We start from the raw sequence: 18539 nt of genomic DNA, 5'->3' as shown, positions 1-18539 counted from the left end.
ATTTTAAGTCGGAAAATAAGTTTTTTACAGTACATAAATACTATCTTTAACCACATCCAAGTGACAAGCATCTTGAGATATCAAACTAAAATCACCAAAAAATTACACAATTTTTGATACATTAATTTTTAAATACTAGTTACGCTGCAAAATCCACAGGCATTACGGCAATGCAAGTTCTTCATGGCACCTGGATACCAGACCAAACAAATAAATTTATCCAATCTGGTTCTTTTTATCTGTGGATAGAAACTTCTTTAGTTCAACAAAGTCGTACTAAACAGCAGATTCATCCTAGACATTTACCACAAGAAGAATTAATCAGTTTCTTAGTGCAGAATCTGGGATTTAAAGAGACACCTGTACAATTAAAAGAACGCATCTCTACCAAATATTTTGCGCTTCCGACTGTCAATAATCAACCCATTCCTTCACCAGAATTAATTAAGTATTTAGAGTTTGAGTTTCCTGAAAGTTACGAAGATTTCCAATGCTGGAACGTCATCTGCTATGAAACAGTAATCTCGGTTAAAGGCAGAAAGTTAATCAATATTGTCAAACTTCTTCAGGATATTCATTTTTTGGCACTTTATAATGCAAATGAATTCCAAATTGGCTCAGATTTACTATTCTGGTATCATTACACGCAAGCATTTAGACAAATCATCTTCAAAGACCAATATATTCCGGCATTAAAATATCGACCCTTAGCAGCACTTAAGGATAAAACACGCAAGAATAAAAGTAAAGACTTATCCTCAAAACAATTTGAGATATATGCTACTTGGGAAATTATTTCTGAGCAATATGAAGCAAATATTCAAAAATATATTGAGTATATGCCACTTCTTTGCACAGCAGGTAATCATCATCAAGAGCAACAAATAGAATTTTTCGACAAAGAAACACTTTTACGGCATTTCTCCGAATCTCTTCTCCAAAATCTAGTAAATCACACAATTTCCACAGCCGCCTTTGATAAACAAATAGCAGATTCTTTGATTTACTATTGTCTGAATCAAGACAAATATAATCCCTTAAAGACAGAAACTTCTTTACTCCAATACCAACAGTGGTTGGCATGGAAAAACAGAATTCAGCACACTCAATCTAACTTACCCTTCCATCTATGCTTTCAGTTGCATTCTCCAACTGCCCAAGATATGGATAATTGGCAGATTCAATTTTTGGTATCTAGCAAACAAGACCCTTCCTTGAAGATGGCATTGGCAGAATACTGGCTGATGAATCAAAAAAGCAAAGCAAGTGTTCACAAACAGTATGGTCAAGATTTTGAAACTAATTTACTACTGAATCTAGGCTATGCTGCCCGGATGTATCCCAAGCTTTGGCAAGGATTAGAAACAGAGTGTCCCATCGGAATGCAGCTGACTTTGGATGAAGCATTTGGTTTCCTCAAGGAAAGTGCTTGGGTATTAGAGGATTCAGGTTTTAAAATTATTGTCCCAGCTTGGTACACTCCTGCTGGTCGCCGTCGCGCTAAGATTCGCCTGAAAGCATCAACAAAGAAATTAGCTTCCACTAAGGGTGAAACCAAAAGCTATTTTGATTTGAATTCATTGGTGCAGTATCAGTATGAATTAGCTATTGGCGATACTACGGTTACACCACAAGAATGGGAACAACTAGTGAATACTAAGGCTCCCTTAGTGCATTTTCGCGGTCAATGGATGGAATTAGACCGAGATAAAATGCAGCAATTACTCCAATTTTGGGACTTCCACGGTTCGGAGCAACCGCAGATGACTTTGCTGGAGTTCATACAACGTACTGCCGAAGCTGGAGATGATTGGGAAATTGAACATGACCAAGCCTTAGCAGAAGTTATGTCCAAACTGCAAGATAAAAGTCAGTTAGAGCCAATTTCACAACATTTAAGTCTGCAAGGTACTCTGCGAGAATATCAAAAGCGGGGGGTTTCTTGGCTGCAATATTTGGAAAAATTAGGCTTGAATGGTTGTTTAGCAGATGATATGGGATTGGGAAAGTCCGTACAGGTGATTGCTTTATTAGTTCACCAGAAAGATGCAAAACAACATCATTTACCAACACTACTAATTGCACCCACTTCCGTTGTTGGCAATTGGCATAAAGAAATTGCCAAGTTTGCTCCTCATTTAAAAACTCTTGTACATCATGGCAGCACTCGCTTAACTGACTCTGCCGATTTTCAAGCGGCTTGCCAACAGTATGATGTAGTGATTAGCTCGTTTACTCTAGCTCGCAAAGATGAAAAACTCTTCAACAGTGTCAAATGGCAACGTTTGGTAGTGGATGAGGCGCAAAATATTAAAAATCCAAAGGCGGCACAGACTAAAGCTATTGTGAAAATCTCTGCCAAACATCGCCTAGCTTTGACGGGTACTCCTGTGGAAAACCGTTTACTTGATTTGTGGTCAATTTTTAACTTTCTCAATCCTGGGTATTTGGGTAAAGAAGCACAATTTCGCAAGTCTTTTGAAATCCCCATTCAAAAAGATAATGATAAAGTAAAGTCAACTACACTCAAGAAATTAGTAGAACCTTTAATATTACGGCGAGTGAAAACTGACCAATCGATTATCAGCGACTTGCCCGATAAAGTTGAACAAAAACTTTATACTAATCTTACCAAAGAGCAAGCATCACTGTATGAGGTTGTAGTTAAAGATGTCGAAGAACAATTACAAAAAGCCGAAGGGATTCAACGTAAGGGATTAATTCTCTCCACCTTGATGAAGCTGAAGCAAATTTGTAATCATCCAGGTCAATTTCTTCAAGATGGGAGTGAATTTTTGCCAGAGCGATCGCATAAACTCTCTCGTCTGGTTGAAATGGTAGATGAGGCTATGTCTGAAGGAGAAAGTCTCCTAATATTTAGTCAATTTACCGAAATTTGCGAACAGATTGAAAAGTATCTCAAACATAACCTGCATTGTAATACTTACTATTTGCATGGGGGTACTCCTCGCCAGCGTCGAGAGCAAATGATTAGTGAATTTCAAGACCCTGAAACAGAACCATCTGTATTTGTGCTTTCTTTAAAAGCTGGTGGTGTTGGTATTACTCTGACTAAAGCTAATCATGTCTTTCACTTCGACCGTTGGTGGAACCCCGCAGTTGAAGACCAAGCTACTGACCGCGCTTTTCGCATTGGTCAAAAAAAGAATGTTTTCGTACATAAATTTGTAGCCATTGGCACTTTAGAAGAACGTATTGATCAAATGATTGAAGATAAAAAGAAACTTTCTTCAATGGTTGTTGGTAGTGATGAATCTTGGCTGACTGAATTAGATAATGATGCTTTTAAACAACTTATTGCCTTGAATAAAACTACTATTTTGGAGTGAATATTATGGCTAAATTTAGTCGCACTTGGTGGGGTGAGCGTTTTATTAAAGCCTTAGAAGGTTTTACTGACGATAACCGACTTCAACGCGGACGTTCTTATGCTCGTGGTGGTAAAGTCAAGAGTTTTGAAATTGAACTCAATAAAATTACTGCTAAAGTTAAAGGCTCTATTAATCCTTACTTTGGAGTTTATAAAGAGCCAACATACAACATAGTCATTGAAATTACACCTATTCCCAAAACCCGATGGAATGAAGCTATTCCCAAAATTGCTTCTAAAGCCAGTATTGTTTCTCGATTGCTACTCAATGAAGTTCCCGAAAATATTGAAGAGACTTTTTCTCAAATAGGCTTACATTTATTACCTCATAGTAGCAAAGATTTTAAAACTAAATGCTCTTGTCCTGATTATGCTAATCCCTGTAAGCACATTGCTGGTGTCTATTATCTGGTAGCTTCTCAACTAGATGCCAATCCATTTTTATTATTTGAACTGCGCGGACTCTCTAAAGCAGAACTTCAAGCGAAATTAGCGACTTCACCCTTGGGCAAAGCTCTATCAACATCCCTTGAACAGCCCGAAGAGGTTAACATACAACCGAGTGAATCTTTCTATACAAGAGTAGAAAAGCGGACTGTTAATCAAAAACCGAATCTTCGGGAGTTTTGGCTAGGTAGTACGCGATTGCCCTCAACTATTGAAGCCGCAAATGACAGTGGTATTCCAGCAATTTTAATTAAGAAGGAAGGAGATTTCCCTGCTTTCTGGCAAAAAGATAGTTCCTTTATTGAAACTATGGAGGAGCTTTATCAACGTGTTAAGACTAAAAATCAACACTTGATTTAATTTACAAATCAAAATCGAGAGAAAATGTTTCATTGCCAGAATCCTCTTGTTCAGAGTAAGTTGATATACTACTAACAGGCTGTTGGGATGCTCCCGAATTAAGCTCTATTCCGTTGAAATCGGACGTATAAGCTATTGATTGCTGTGTAGTTAACACTCCTTTTTTGAATGCAAAATAGCAATCGATAATGAAATGAATAGTTTCCACATAGCTTTTGTCTAATTGTTTAGCCTCTGCTAGTATGCGTTGACGATAACTATTTCTAATGCGTACTTTGTCTAAGACATCATCTTGATTATTGAGCATGGTTTTGTTCTCCTGGGTTTTTAAGAATTTTTGTTGACTATTGCTTTGGCCATCTCCAATAGCCCGACTGCATTAGCCTCTACTGGATTGTCCAGGACTTTAAACCCATTTTTCTCTAAAAGCTTTTTAAACCCCGGCAATAGACAGCCACCACCAATTGCCCAAATTTCATCACCTTGGTGTTTGGCATCGAGCGCCATACCTACTACTTTTTTCAAATACTTCTCATACCAATCTTTAAAACAAGCTGTGTACACATCTTTAATATCAATGTCACGGCTATATCTGGTGTGTCCCATCTCCAGGGCATACCGTACTTTCGATGGATCTCCTAGCTTGCCGCCATTGAGATGTTTCATTTTTTGGGCAATTTCATCGATGAGAACTTCTACACCCACAGGGTAAGGAGTGTGTACTTCCCGCTTGCCTTGGGTGTATCGAGAATATAGTGTTGTGCCATTACCAAAGTCGATAACTGTTAATTTCTTCGGTAATGCTTGGCCAAACAATGCCCCCATTCCTTCGGGAACAACTTTTAGCACTTCTACCTTGACTTCTGAGGGTTTGCCTGCGAGTGTCGCTTGATATTCTCCATTGAGTACTTGGGTTAAGTCTTTTGCTAGAGCGACATCATGCAAGCTGACGACTAACTTTAAATGCCATGCTTTGCGGTGTGGCAAATGTGCTAATGCTCCGAGCAACGTTCTCAGGGCATTCTTTACCTTATTATCATTGCTATCTGTGTTGCGTTCAAAATGATCTCCGGCACGAAAAGCGGATTCTCCAACTGTGTATGCTGTCCCGTTAAATTCCACTCTACCTGGAACGTCTTCCATGTCTACTGTGGAAATGTAGCTGGGGACTCTTACAACATCAAAGCCATCGACTAACAGCTTCAGGCTGCCATAACCGTTATCAAATCCTGCGGGGAAAATTTTTTGCAGTGCGTGGATGTTTGTCATGTCGCTTTGCTCCAATTCAAAAAAGTCATTGATGTTAATTGCGGCATAAAATCAGGGCTTTTTGAGGATACCCTAAATGGGGGTCAAATGTAACCTATATGACCCCCATTTAGCCCCCATCTGTGAATTTTAATTGTTGGGGGTTATATGACCCCTATTTGACCCCTATTTGTAGTTTTGGATTTTTTATTAACGGTACTGATTTTTAGTAATTTTAAAAAATTGATTTGGGGAACAAATAATTTTAGCTTGAACAGCAAGAAGCCTCACACTTACCGCGATAGCGGAAGTGTTGAGATGAATTGCGCGTGAGTTGACGACAGTTTCCCGACGGCAGTTGCTAACATGGTAAGCAGTCAATACAATATCCTCAAAATGTCAAAATTGCTGATAATTCTGTAGGTCTTCCAAAAATAGGAGATGTAACAGCAATCATTCATAGACCCATTGAGGGGAAAGTTAAGACTGTAACCATATCCAAAAACTGCTCTAATCAATACTTTGCGGCTATTCTTTTTGATGATGGTAAAGAAAAACCAGAATTAAATACAGAAGGTAAAGCGATAGGTATTGACTTGGGATTAACCCACTTTGCTGTTACCAGTGATGGTTCAAAGTTTGACAATCCTAAAATACTCAATAAGCATGAGAAGAATTTAAAACTTAAACAACGGCAACTATCTAAGAAGCAGAAAGGTTCTAACAACCGTGTTAAAGCTCGAAAGAAAGTTGCTAGAGTTCACAGAAAAATAACTAACTGCCGTGAGGATTTTCTGCTGCTTTCACTACACCCTACCCCCTATACCCTACACTCTGCTCTTGATAGGTGATATGGCGCACAAATTATTGCGTGATGGCAAACTTTAGGGATACACAAGAAAGTTTCCCTTATGCTTCACAGAATATTATTTGCCAATATAAGCAGCAGTTAAGGCTTATCAAATTATTACTTGCCCACTGGTTCAGCCTTTTCTACCGAGTCATCATTTAATCCAAAAGTTAATTCCAAAGGAGTGCGGGACGGGTACGCCTTCACTACCTGCCGATAAACATCATAATTAGTAGGTAGCGTTTTCTGTTGCTCACCTGCTCCATAAGTAATTTGATATTTTACCGTTTTCTGTAGTTCTGGTTTGCCTGCTTCTTCTTGAGGTTTTTTGCGTTGTTCTACTTCATCAATGCTTGGGCGTAGTGGCACAATTGGCCACCATAGTCCTTGATCGTCCGGGCCGATAACTGCTCCTGCTGGTTTCAATCCATTCCGATTGAGTACTGATGCAGTGCCAAATTTTTCAATCCTTGGCTGTGGTGCATTAGTTAAGTTATTGGCATACTTTACTTGCCAGATATAACTGGTAAGTGCTGTCGCTTCGTACTGCTCAACACTCGTGGTGCTACAACTTGTCAGGCTCAGGGCTGTTAGTACAATTAACGGTGCAGTTAAACAGGTTAACTTTGGCATTATATTTCTTTCTAATAATTCTGAATTGAATCTTTGTAGCATCATCACAACTAAAGTTAAGGTATCGCTGTGTCGATAGTACCTTTCCTGTAGTTAACTTGATTGCAATCTTACCGCAGATAGGGCATTCAACGTTCACCAGAGCAATGGAAGGCTATACTTTGGAATCTCCCATTATTGGTTCTTCCTTAAACTCGCTAATTATTACCTATTGACAGAGAGAACATTCAAAAATTCCATTCTATTGGTTGAGCGCAGTCTAGAAATTTTTTGTACCAAAACTTTTCTGGAGACTCTGGTTTTTGAGTTCTATGTTTTGATGCTCTGGGTAGTTTAGGCTGTTGCTCTGGATTAGTGATCGGGGAGAACGATCGCCACTTCACTGTTCGGCTGCCCCCATTCATTAGAAGTGGAGACAGGCTGATATTCTGAGCATAAATCTGTTTGGTTATCAGCAAAAATTGGGTTAGATTATGGCTTAGTTTGAATAGTTAGCTGTTGTTTCAGTGGTTTAGATGATCATTTATTAGATTTCATAAAAACTTTTGAAACAGTCAGCTTGACTAAGTTAGCTGAATACAAGCCTAAGCTGATGTGCATTTAAACTGGGATTTTTGAGAGCTATACTCCTTGCTGTGTCGAGATTGCCCGCTCAATTTTAATGCTGAACAGCTTATTAGCGAATGCAAGTAAGAAATTAGGATTTAATTCAATTATTCTCTTGCTTATGTTGACCCAAAACATTTTGGGTCAATTATTTTTCAGAAATTCTTCTATTTGAAATAATAAGCTTTCAGCTTTTTGAAGCTGTTCTGGATTGTTTTCTATTTTCTTTAACGACTTTCTAAATTCTTTGTAAGTCAAGTCTAGGCGACTTTGTATTGAATCTTGTGAATTTGGCTTATGAGATTGAGTGAGCTTCTTGATTTCTGCAAGTGGCAGTTTATTAACGATAGCTTTCTCTAACAACTGTTGTCTAATTTTAGGTTCTTTTATTTTGGCAATTTCTAAACCTTTGGTATATTCAATTTTTCCTTGACGCACGGCTTCTAAAATTTCTTGGGGTTTTTTCAGCAAGGGTAATCTACTTTTAACAAAAGATTCCCAACTGATTCCGCCAAAGAAATCAAATACAGTTTGGATAATTTCATACTGAGGATGAGCTAAAACACTATCTATACCTGAGCGACGCTTAAGATTGTCCATCTGGTACAGCAAACTTACTGCTTCTTCAACAGTCCCTTCGATACTTATAGCAAGAAGTTTAAGAATCGCATCTAAATCTTCTAATGCACTAAAATCTCGACGATTTTTATTTTCTGCAAGTGAAGCTTTGAACGCTTCAAGATCATTCCAGTTGAATATTCGTACAGGCAACGGATCGATTTCGGCAAACTCAGAACCATGATAACGGCGTTTCCCTGCAACAAGCTCGTATTCATCACCATTACCATTTTTAAGGGGACGAACCCATAAGGGAGAATGAATACCATTTGGTTTTAAGTCATTTAATGCCCAGGCTTCTAATTCTTCTGGATCGTAGTAGTACCGTACAGGTTGGCCATCTGGCACAAAACTAAAGGTCAAATGAATTTGGCTACGTTTTACCCATACTACTGAAGAGTCTTGGTTTAAATCACCTTGATTTACAGCGTTCTCTTCCTTTTCTGGAGTAAAGTTTAAAATTTGCTTTAAATTAGCAACTCTTTGATTGGTTGTAGCTTTGCCAGTGCCTTCCAGTCTTCCCATGCTTTTTTTCCTCCTCTTTTAATTTCATACACTGGTTTTCCCTCAGCAGCAGCGTGTTCATAAACTTTTAAACGCTGGATTCCTTGCTCCAATACAGGTAAGCCTTGCTCTTTAAGCGTCTGAAAAGCAATTTCCCCGTCTGGCTCTGATGAGGGAGGCATCACAGTCAGTAAAACATAAAATTTTGTTTTTGCAGGGAAACTTTGAACCATCATATTCAAAGCACTAATTGAAAGAGCAGACGGAGTTGTAATAGCCAATAATAAATCACATCCATCAACCAGCTCTTTGATTTCTTCTGACGTTGGTCTTGCTGGTGTATCAATAACAATAAAATCAAATTTTTCTTTTGCCATTAGGCGATTAGCTGTGTTCTCTGTAGCAACTTTGAAAGGAAGTTGATCGCGAGAACTCCAAACTGTGGCTGAACGGTTAGGATCGTAGTCAATAAGTAAAACCTTATATCCTTCCGCCGCGAACAAGCAAGACAAACAAATTGCTGAAGTAGTTTTACCCACCCCTCCTTTGAAGGAAGTTAGCGTTACAAACTTAGTAGTCAAGGTTATGTTCCCATTACTTGTTAGTTGTAATTGAACAAGAATTTTATCTTGCTCTGCCCCAATTTTTAGCTAAATTAGAAATATTTTATTTTGACCCAAAATGTTTTGGGTCAGCTTAAAAACTTAAGCATATTTGATACTTAACCCGTATAGCAAGTTTTTTTTTATTTTCTTACTGCATATTACGGATTAAGTAAAATACTATAGCAGTCAGATGATTGGTCATGTTTATCTACGTGTTGCGGATGTAGATGCCGTTTTTCCCAGATCAGCAGCTAGTTCTGACAAGACTGGCTGATGATGTAGCCTCAATTCGAGAGCTTCTTTGTGTTGATTTATTACCATCATCTGCTGCACCTGCCGCACCAAAGTAATTTCTTGTTCTGGTGTCAGCATAGGATATTTAGCGATCTCTTGTAGGTATATGCCTACGCTATCTGGCTGAAAGGACATTCTTTCTATTTCTCTAAAAGCCTGAAATCACTTTATCGGTATCAAATCTTAAAATAAGATGTACTTTACAGTTGGCAAAAATTGGGCGTTTTTCGACTATTTCCTCTAATTTCTACAATAATACGACCTACTTTTTGATTGACAATTGGTTCAACTAATCACGTATAGACGGACTCTGTTTGTATAGTATAATTGTACTGCTAACGATTAAAATCGTCCTAAGCAAATTACACTCAATGCTTCTGGTATGCCATTATCCAGAAGCATTTTGCTTATCTCAGCGATCGCCTTACGAAGACTTTTGAAAATCCACATCACTGCGATAAACCTTAGCCCTGGGCTTACCTTTCTTAGCAGGCGCAGCAACAGAAGACTTTTTAGGTGGCCCTGGAGGACGACAGGTTTCGCAATACAGAGGGCGTGGGCCATACGTCTCACGAGAAGTTGTTTGTTCGCACTGCTTACAGACGAAGTTGAATGTGCGCGTGTGGATCTGACGCTTGTGCGCTCGGACTGTGTACTCTTTTACTTGAATTTCTTTACTTGCCATTGTTTAGCTTAGTTGGAAGTTGTTCAGCACCAATCTGAATCTTAGCCTTTCTCATCAGATTTTTTAGCCTAATTGCCTAGTTATCACTAGAGGTCTGTTGGGCATTCTCACCCTTTAGCTACACCTAATTTGAGAACGAGTATCAGGCTTCTATAAATCCAATTCTTCAAAGGAGAATTTGTGCCTAATACTCTGCCAAGAGAACTTTGTGTGGTGGCAGGCAGGGGGGGAGGAATTTTCTCCTCCTGCACCAACTCTCCCCCCGCGATAAGATTGCTCGACCTACATGGCAATTTTGGGTTGGTAAACTACTAGCGTCTAATAACCTGATTTGTATCGGTAGGATGATGCTGACTATTACAAGCCATTGAGACAATATCAAACGAAAGAACCTGAACGACCGATGGCTAATTTAGTTTTCCACGAAGCTGTACAAAAATTATGAACTCCCACCCAATCTTGCTATATTTTGATGACGGGAAGGGCAGAGCAGAATTACCGCGTCTCATTTTTGTCTATGGCGATGTCCCATTTGAAGACAGAGTGATATCCCTTCACGAATACAAGCTTTTACGGGATAGTGGAAAACTCCCTTTCGATCAGCTCCCTACTCTCCAATTGGGCGATACCATGATTGCTCAATCATGTGCGCTCGCTCGTTACGCGGCGCGAGAAGCTGGAATATACCCTTTAGACAAGGTACAGGCAGCCAAATCAGATATGGTGGTCGATGCTTGGAGAGATTTGCTGGATCTTCTGTATGGGTGCTATGTTGACCGGATTGTGGAGAATGGTCATCTGCTCATGAAAATGAGGCAAGCATCGCTGAGGGTGGAACGGCTAGATCAGTTTTTCTCCGTGACTGTGCCTATGCACCTGGGCAGGTTTGAGCAGATGATAGCAGATAATCCAAAATCTCCATTCCTTGTCGGGTCATCACTGACGTGGGCTGATCTGGCGGTGTTTGACATTTTGTACACCTTGGATATATCTGCAAACCTTTGGAGAACTCCATCTACATTCTTTTACATCCCGGAGCCGAATGGCCCTTATCAGCCTCCAAAAAAACTGCTGGAACTATATCCAAAGCTTGAGGTGCTAAAAAAGACAATCAGTGAAATACCTCATATTGCTGCTTGGCTTCAGGCTCATCCTTATTAAAAATAATCTCTGAATGCAGGGCAACTATCTTTGTCATCATTGGTGCGCTCGCTTATAAGCAAGACGGGCATCATATCAGAACTAGTTCTTCACCAACCCAAAATTGTCTTATAGGTTGAGCAATCTTATCGCAGGGGGAGAGAAAATTCCTCCCCTGCCTGCCACCTCGCAAAATTCTCTTGGCAGCTACTAAATCTTCTGCTACTGACTAATTTCTCATAAGCTTACAGTTCAAACGCTTCGCTAGTTGCCATTGAAAACTCTCTCGTACTTCAGGAGAACAACAATGGATATTCAATCAATCTTGTCTTTGACAATTCAAGTTATTTTCATGGGCTTCGTTAGCCTTATATTCGTAGACTTCGCAAACGGCTTCTTCTGGCTACCTTATTCATATTCTGCGATTGCACCCGTCGCTACAAATTCTGGGGCGATCGCAGCAACACCCCATACTGTACCTACACTCTTGCCAATCGTCGCACCAGAATCAGAGCTACAGTTCGCGCAACTGCCTAGCCCTTGGGATCTTGACACAGACATTACACCAAACTCAATCCCACAGCCCGTTGTACTTGAGTTTCCTACCTTAAAACTGCTACCACCAGTAATTTCTGTTGTTAAACCGAAAGCTAAGGCAACTACCAAATCTACAAAATCCACTCAACCAAAATCTACCAAAACCAGCAAAACCAGTAAGCCCAAAACTGCGGTAACACCTCGGAAGTCTCGCAAAAAAGCTGCGGCTTAGTTCCACAATCCCCTTATAGAGTCGAGCGAACGCTTGTAATAACTGCGTTCGCTCAAATTGTCATTTCAAAAATTAGAACTATGCAAGCGGCGCACTGTGCTTTAGTCGTGGCTCTCCAGTACGCTCCAGTTGACCCAGAATTTGCAGTTGCTAGAGAGCATTTGCAACGGGCGATCGCTTTATCTGGAGAATATCACCAGCTTTTTTGGAGCATATTCTGGAACACTTCGCCGGAACGAGTTAAAAGACGAATTCGCTCACAATGCAACCAACTGGCATTCGATACTTATTCGCACATGGTTGATTGTGCTGTGTTGGTAAACGAATATGCTGCGGCTCAAACATCTGCTGGTATCCCCGAACCGAAACAGTGGCGAGAATTCTTACTCAACCTGGAATGTGCCTTTGATTGGATTGAGCGTGAGCATCCACGAGAAATCGACTTCAAGCAATTAAGTCTAATTTGATTGCTTTGTTCAGTCTTCAGCATCAGCTACGCCGAATTTTTGTGAAATTTATATCTATATAATAGTCATGGTCAGCCAAATCGTTACACAGGGTTGCCTATTCGACCTGCAAACCGTTTTAGATTACGGGCAGTCAATCCTCAACGTTGCTCAAGAACTCGCTAAATCACTAACTGATCATCGCCCTATTGCTACAAAAACTATTCAATCGCAGATGAATCGCCACTTTCACGGCACTGCGGCTGAGGGTAAGTGGTTGTGGAAGGATGCGTATGAGGCTGTTGAAGTTGCATTAATCTTGTACCTGCGACAAAACCCATTATCAGAAAATCCCTTGGAGCAATTGCAACTGCTCGAATCCCTTTGCCCCACACACACCCGCCGCAGCGAGAAACAATTGCAACTCCAGCAGTTTTCAACTCCAATACCACTGGCGTACTTGGTGGCATTGGCTGGACAAGTGACTAACAACGATTTAGTGCTTGAGCCAAGTGCTGGTACTGGGATTCTGGCTCAGTTTGCTAAACTGTACGGTGCAAGTTTGATGCTGAATGAACTTTCACCCGATAGAACCAAAATTCTCCGACGGCTGTTTCCTGGTACTCCACTGTTCTCTGTTAACGCCGAGCAGATTAACGATTATTTGGCAGGAAAGACTCAGCCCTCAGTGGTGTTGATGAACCCGCCGTTTTCCTCATCTCCAAGAATCGGCGATCGCAATCCCGACGCAACTCCTCGGCATATCAACTCAGCACTACAAAAGCTGGCGGACGGTGGGCGATTGGTGACAATCTCCGCTAACTGGTTCTCTCCTAATAATCCCACTTGGCGCGAAACTTTCGTTAGGTGGCAGGAGAAATCCAGCGTGGTGCTTTCGGTCGGGGTCAGTGGTCAAGCTTACGCCAAGCATGGGACAACAATCGAAACCCGAATTACCGTTATTGATAAAGTCCCAGCATCTAACCCCGGCGACATTCCTTGCATTCGAGAAACCCTGGACTTGCCTGAAATACTGGCGTTGATTGAGCAGTTGCCTGGGCGTTCGCAATGGAATGTTGCAACTATGAAAGCTGCTGTCGTTGCAACGAAGGTTGTTAAACTGCCGACAAAGCGTACAGTGGTAGCTCAACCAGAACCCCCCGCAGAAATTCCCGATGTAGTAGTTCTGGAGTATGAAGTAGTCGAGTGGGTTGCCAATGAGGGTTTAAAGGATACTCTCTATGAAACCTACCGACCACAACGCATCAGAATCAAAGACGCTTTACCCCATCCCTCATTACTTTGTGAAAGTGCGGCTTTAGCATTAGTATCCCCACCACCACCATCTTACAAACCACATCTGCCACAAAACATTGTTACTCAAGGCTTGTTGTCAGAGGCACAGCTTGAGAGCGTGATTTACGCGGGTCAAGCGCACTCTGAGTTTCTCTCCGGGTCTTATATTGTGGACGATTCGTGGGATAATGTGAATGTAGCGGCAAATAATGAAGAAAATGCTGTAAAATTCCGTCGTGGCTGGTTTTTGGGCGATGGGACGGGTGCTGGCAAGGGTAGACAGTGCGCGGGAATCATCCTCGACAACTGGTGTCAGGGTCGAAGAAAAGCCATCTGGATATCCAAAAGTGCCACACTCATAGAAGATGCCCGACGAGATTGGTATGCGCTGGGTGGTAGTGAACGAGATATTATCGACCTCTCGAAAATCAAATTAGGTGAGCCAATCCCATTCACTCAAGGTGTTCTATTCTGCACATACTCAACTCTGCGCTCACAAACGAACGGTAAAAGTCGGCTCAAACAAATCGTTGAGTGGGCTGGTAAAGACTTTGAGGGTGCGATCGCTTTCGATGAATGCCACGCAATGGGCAATGCGATGGCCGTTGAAGGTAAACTCGGTATGATTGCAGCATCTCAGCAGGGTGTTGTTGGGCTTCGACTCCAAAATGCTCTGCCTGGGGCGCGAGTTGTGTACGTGTCAGCCACCGGCGCAACCAAAGTCTCAAACTTGTCTTATGCAAACCGTCTCGGACTCTGGCAGACTGGAGACTTCCCATTCACAAACCGTGAGGATTTCGTTGAATCTATCTCTGTCGGCGGCATTGCGGCGATGGAGGTGGTGGCACGGGATTTGAAGGCACTCGGTTTGTATTTGGCGCGATCGCTTTCCTTCGATGGCGTTGAATATCAGACTCTCGAAATCGAACTAACGCCGACGCAGGAACGGATTTACAATAGTTACTCAGACGCTTTCCAGGTGATTCATAATAACCTAGAGAAAGCACTGAAAGCTTGTAACATTGCTGGTGCTAAAACTTACAACCGTGCTGCTAAGATGTCAGCCAAATCACAGTTTGAAAGTCATAAACAACGCTTCTTTAACCATCTTCTCACGGGTATGAAATGCCCCACTCTTATCAAAGCGATTGAGAATGATTTGGCTGCTGGTAATGCGGTTGTTGTGCAAATCGTCTCCACCAACGAAGAGTTATTGAAGCGACGGCTTGATGAGGTTCAGGCTGAAGAATGGAAGGATCTTAACCTTGATTTAACACCCCGTGAGTATGTTCTTGACTACTTAGTTAGTGCCTTTCCCGTACACTTGCATTCCATCCACTCCGGCGAAGATGGCGAGGAGCGTTCCGAACCTGCCTTTGACGCTGACGGTTCTCCTGTGATCTCTCAAGAAGCTGTGGCTTTACGTGATGCTCTGGTTGACCAACTGGCCAGCCTTGACCCCATCCCCGGCGCACTAGAACAATTGCTGTGGCACTTTGGTCACAAACAAGTGGCTGAAGTGACTGGTCGTAGCAAACGAGTCCTGAAAGATGAATCTGGTCGCTTATTTGTAGATTCACGCGGTTCCGGTGCTAATATTGCCGAAACTACTGCTTTTATGAACGGCGACAAGCAAATCCTCATCTTCTCTGATGCTGGCGGTACTGGCAGAAGCTATCATGCTGACTTGAACGCGGTTAATCGTAGAAGGCGATCGCATTACCTTCTCGAAGCCGGTTGGAGGGCTGACAATGCTATTCAGGGTTTGGGGCGGAGTCATCGTACTAACCAAGCATCAGCACCAGTGTTCAGACCAGTCACGACAAATGTGCGCGGGGAACGCAGGTTTATCAGCACAATTGCTCGACGGCTGGACAGTTTGGGTGCTTTAACTCGCGGTCAACGGCAAACTGGGGGCAATGGTATTTTTGATACTAAGGATAACCTGGAGTCGCAATATGCCGAACGTGCGCTGTACGAGTTATTTCGGCAAATTTACCAAGGTCGGTTTTATGAAATTTCTTTGGGAAGTTTTGAAACAATGACCGGACTCAGCTTAACCTCTCATGAGGGCGGAATGAAGATAGACCTTCCACCCCTGCGTCAATTCCTCAATCGGCTGCTGGCTTTGAGGATTGATATGCAAAACTTGATTTTCGAGCGTTTTGAGTTGTTGCTTTCTCAGCAGATTGAAGCAGCACAAGCGGCTGGTGTCTATGAAGTCGGTGTTGAAACACTCCGAGCAGAACGGTTTACTGTTGAGAGCCAGGAAACTGTGTACACTCATCCTGCCACTGGTAGCGCAACAAGCTATTTGAAGGTAGAACGAACTCAGAAAAACAACATCAGAACTGCTGAGGAAATGCTGGAGTTTGCCACTCAATATCAGGGGAGACTGATGGTAAATACCAAGTCGGGAAATGCTGCTGTGTCAATTCCAACACACAGTATCTTCGACAGTGACGGTGGTGTTATTCCACGGGTTTTGTTGGTGCGATCGCAAAAAGAAACTCGCGTCACACTCACGGATTTGGAATCATCCACATGGAAGCAAGTTCCTACTGAAGTGTTCATCGCGGCATGGTCGAAGGAAGTGGACGTATTGCCCAGATTCAACACCGACTATCTGCATTTGGTAACAGGCATTTTGTTACCTATTTGGAAGATACTACCGCAAACCAGCAGTCGGGTGTTCCGGTTGCAAACCAGTGATGGCGCGAAAGTACTTGGTCGGGTGGTGAATGCAGTGGATATCCAAACTGTGCGAGAGCAACTCGGACTCAAGAACCAGTTGCTAAGTCCCACAGAACTGGTTTCACTAGTCTTAAACGAAAAGTATACACAACAACTCCCAGGAGGTATCACGCTGCGGCGGTCTTTCATTGCTGGTGAGCCACGTCTGGAGTTAGTCAATGCGTTATCGTTGGCTGATCGATTGGTTGCTGTAGGTTGCTTCACCGAGATCATCGACTGGCGTAAGCGGGTGTTTGTGCCAACTGGAGATAAAGCTGCTGATGTGCTGGCGGCAGTGATAAGCATTTTGGGTTAACTGGCTTGAGCCACTTTCTTAGTAGAGTGGCTTATTTTTTTCTAACAATTTCGCTTCGCACATTTTTGGTGAAGTATTGCAGAATAAAACAAAATGTGGACTCCACCATTTAACTTAGAATTGAGTGAAGTTGAAGAATTTCGCCTTCTAACCTTAATTCCAAATCAGCCAAACCCAGAAAGACTCTTCGACAGTCGCTATCACGAGTCTAAAATTCAATTTACCTTAAATTTTGCACCTGCATTATCCCGTGTTGAGGCTTGGGCTTTATCAATGTATTTAGGCCCGACATATTACTATCGCAATATCAATTTAAGTTTGGTAAATGCTTTAACTTCTGATGAAGAACCAGAGAAATTCTTACTTGTAGCCAAAGCAGCGACAATTGCACTTCTAAAAATTCCCGCAATTACAACAGATGAATTACAAGCTTTACCTCAACCTACTCCAAGCAAATATCAATATCTCAAACGGTACAAGAAATTGTCAAGAGAAAGACTTGATAAATATAAATTAGGAAAAACAATTACTGAAACCACTTTTACTAGTACAACTTACTGGCAAGATGTTGTAGGATTGATGCAAAGATATAGTCAAGAGGCAACTGCGGTTTTTCACATTAATCCTAACCCCGCCTCCAAAGGCAGATATGTTGACCGAAGAAGCAGGGGGGAAGGGAGCAGGGAGCAGATTGAACTTGATGAACTTTGAGCAATTTTCAGCAGATTAATAGTCAGTTACTTATAATTTAACTAACTGACTATGATTTTAAATTCAAAAACAAGGAGTAATCTTAATGCTTGATACAACTGAAATTAATCCTACTACCCAACCAGAAGATAGTTCTGAAGGTGGAATAACTGGACGTTGGGAATCAGAAGACGAAGCAGATGGTACTATTGAGGACGAAGAAACTGAAACTGAAAACATCAAAAAAAGCTAATTAATAAAAGCCCGAAACTGGGGCTTTTATTTTTCTAAAACATTGTAATTCTTCGGTTATTTTTATGGTAGAGCATTAAAATTACAGTTTCATAGAAAGGCTCAAAAACTTAAAACTAAGTCACAATAACAAATATAGGTTTTCTTTGGATTTTATTTATTATTCTGTTCCATAAAAGTTCCTGACAAGCCAACATTTTAAACCTAACTATCAAAAGTTTTCACCCAATTTTCCGTTAAAAACACAAAAGTAATCTGCAAAGTCAGGTAAGCAGTAAATTGCCTCAAAACTTTCCGATAGCGATTAAAGAAGTCCAAGCTACTGTTGATTACGCCTACAGTTAGTTGATACAACATTTTGCATACTAAGATAGTAACGTTCCTAATTTATAACTTTTAGGTAATTAAAATTTTAAGCCAATTTTTGAATAGGTTAGCTATTTTCATTGGCGCTTCAATAAAAGAACTTTTTGGGAAAACTTGCTACGCAAAACATGAGTAAAAACCGTTGGAGAATACACTCATGTTCATGAAAACTATTTCGACAACTCTCATTATTTCTTTGTTGTTACCGGAAATAGCAACTGCCGCAATCAATAGAGATACTTTGGGCGGTGGCGCATTAGGAATCGCCCAATGCCAGCATATTCGAGGTG

The 18539-nt window shown here is 41.3% G+C and carries 15 protein-coding genes and 1 pseudogene; 9 read left to right on the top strand and 7 right to left on the bottom strand.

Annotated features, from left to right (window positions below; translation table 11 throughout):
• Positions 1–170 precede the first annotated feature (170 nt).
• Positions 171–3350 carry a DEAD/DEAH box helicase gene (locus tag H6G28_RS30585; RefSeq protein WP_190676597.1) on the top strand — a complete coding sequence of 1060 codons (3180 nt, stop codon included), beginning with the start codon at positions 171–173 and terminating at the stop codon, positions 3348–3350.
• A 5-nt stretch (positions 3351–3355) separates the two neighbouring features.
• Positions 3356–4198 (top strand): SWIM zinc finger family protein, encoded by an 843-nt coding sequence (locus H6G28_RS30580; protein WP_190676595.1) that lies wholly within the window; start codon positions 3356–3358, stop codon positions 4196–4198.
• A gap of 1 nt (position 4199) precedes the next feature.
• On the opposite strand, the gene H6G28_RS30575 is transcribed toward H6G28_RS30580, so the two are convergent.
• Together H6G28_RS30575 and H6G28_RS30570 are read right to left on the bottom strand one after the other, a co-directional pair.
• Positions 4200–4505 carry a hypothetical protein gene (locus tag H6G28_RS30575; RefSeq protein WP_190676593.1) on the bottom strand — a complete coding sequence of 102 codons (306 nt, stop codon included), beginning with the start codon at positions 4503–4505 and terminating at the stop codon, positions 4200–4202.
• Between the two features lie 20 nt (positions 4506–4525).
• Complete coding sequence (locus H6G28_RS30570) at positions 4526–5467, bottom strand: ParM/StbA family protein (RefSeq protein WP_190676590.1); 942 nt, start codon at positions 5465–5467, stop codon at positions 4526–4528.
• A gap of 344 nt (positions 5468–5811) precedes the next feature.
• Here H6G28_RS30570 and H6G28_RS30565 point away from each other — a divergent pair.
• Positions 5812–6243, top strand: a pseudogene (locus H6G28_RS30565) (transposase); the annotation flags it as partial.
• A 170-nt stretch (positions 6244–6413) separates the two neighbouring features.
• Here H6G28_RS30565 and H6G28_RS30560 read toward each other — a convergent pair.
• The 5 genes from H6G28_RS30560 to H6G28_RS37105 all read right to left on the bottom strand — a co-directional run bounded on the left by H6G28_RS30560 (position 6414) and on the right by H6G28_RS37105 (position 10241).
• Entirely contained in the window at positions 6414–6929 is a 516-nt protein-coding gene (locus tag H6G28_RS30560) for a hypothetical protein (RefSeq protein WP_190676588.1), read from the bottom strand.
• Positions 6930–7679: 750 nt separating this feature from the next.
• Entirely contained in the window at positions 7680–8678 is a 999-nt protein-coding gene (locus tag H6G28_RS30555) for a ParB/RepB/Spo0J family partition protein (RefSeq protein ID WP_190676586.1), read from the bottom strand.
• Positions 8621–9238, bottom strand: coding sequence for a nucleotide-binding protein (locus H6G28_RS30550; protein WP_190676584.1), 618 nt, complete (start codon positions 9236–9238; stop codon positions 8621–8623). The genes H6G28_RS30555 and H6G28_RS30550 overlap by 58 nt, the downstream gene beginning before the upstream one ends.
• Before the next feature lie 228 nt (positions 9239–9466).
• Positions 9467–9691: a sigma-70 factor domain-containing protein gene (locus H6G28_RS30545; RefSeq protein ID WP_190676582.1), complete on the bottom strand. Its 225-nt coding sequence runs from the start codon at positions 9689–9691 to the stop codon at positions 9467–9469.
• 289 nt (positions 9692–9980) lie between these two features.
• Positions 9981–10241 (bottom strand): hypothetical protein, encoded by a 261-nt coding sequence (locus H6G28_RS37105; RefSeq protein ID WP_242054684.1) that lies wholly within the window; start codon positions 10239–10241, stop codon positions 9981–9983.
• Positions 10242–10682: 441 nt separating this feature from the next.
• Between H6G28_RS37105 and H6G28_RS30540 the strand changes: the two genes are divergently transcribed.
• From H6G28_RS30540 to H6G28_RS30515, 6 genes are all read left to right on the top strand, one after another.
• A complete protein-coding gene (locus H6G28_RS30540; protein WP_190676580.1) occupies positions 10683–11402 on the top strand; it encodes a glutathione S-transferase family protein in 720 nt (239 codons plus the stop codon).
• 286 nt (positions 11403–11688) lie between these two features.
• Entirely contained in the window at positions 11689–12150 is a 462-nt protein-coding gene (locus tag H6G28_RS30535; RefSeq protein WP_190676579.1) for a hypothetical protein, read from the top strand.
• Between the two features lie 80 nt (positions 12151–12230).
• Positions 12231–12617: a hypothetical protein gene (locus tag H6G28_RS30530; RefSeq protein WP_190676577.1), complete on the top strand. Its 387-nt coding sequence runs from the start codon at positions 12231–12233 to the stop codon at positions 12615–12617.
• Positions 12618–12684: 67 nt separating this feature from the next.
• On the top strand, positions 12685–16941 hold the full coding sequence (locus H6G28_RS30525; protein ID WP_190676575.1) for a strawberry notch-like NTP hydrolase domain-containing protein: 4257 nt from the start codon (positions 12685–12687) through the stop codon (positions 16939–16941).
• Between the two features lie 93 nt (positions 16942–17034).
• The gene (locus H6G28_RS30520; protein WP_190676573.1) at positions 17035–17652 is read left to right on the top strand and encodes a hypothetical protein; all 618 of its coding nucleotides are present in this window, start codon (positions 17035–17037) and stop codon (positions 17650–17652) included.
• Positions 17653–17737: 85 nt separating this feature from the next.
• The gene (locus H6G28_RS30515) at positions 17738–17884 is read left to right on the top strand and encodes a hypothetical protein (protein WP_190676571.1); all 147 of its coding nucleotides are present in this window, start codon (positions 17738–17740) and stop codon (positions 17882–17884) included.
• The last annotated feature ends 655 nt before the right edge of the window (positions 17885–18539 follow it).

Source organism: Nostoc sp. FACHB-190 (assembly GCF_014696905.1).
Lineage (GTDB): Bacteria > Cyanobacteriota > Cyanobacteriia > Cyanobacteriales > Nostocaceae > Nostoc_B.
Note: the sequence above shows the minus strand (reverse complement) of the source record. Positions and strands in the feature narration are given on the sequence as shown.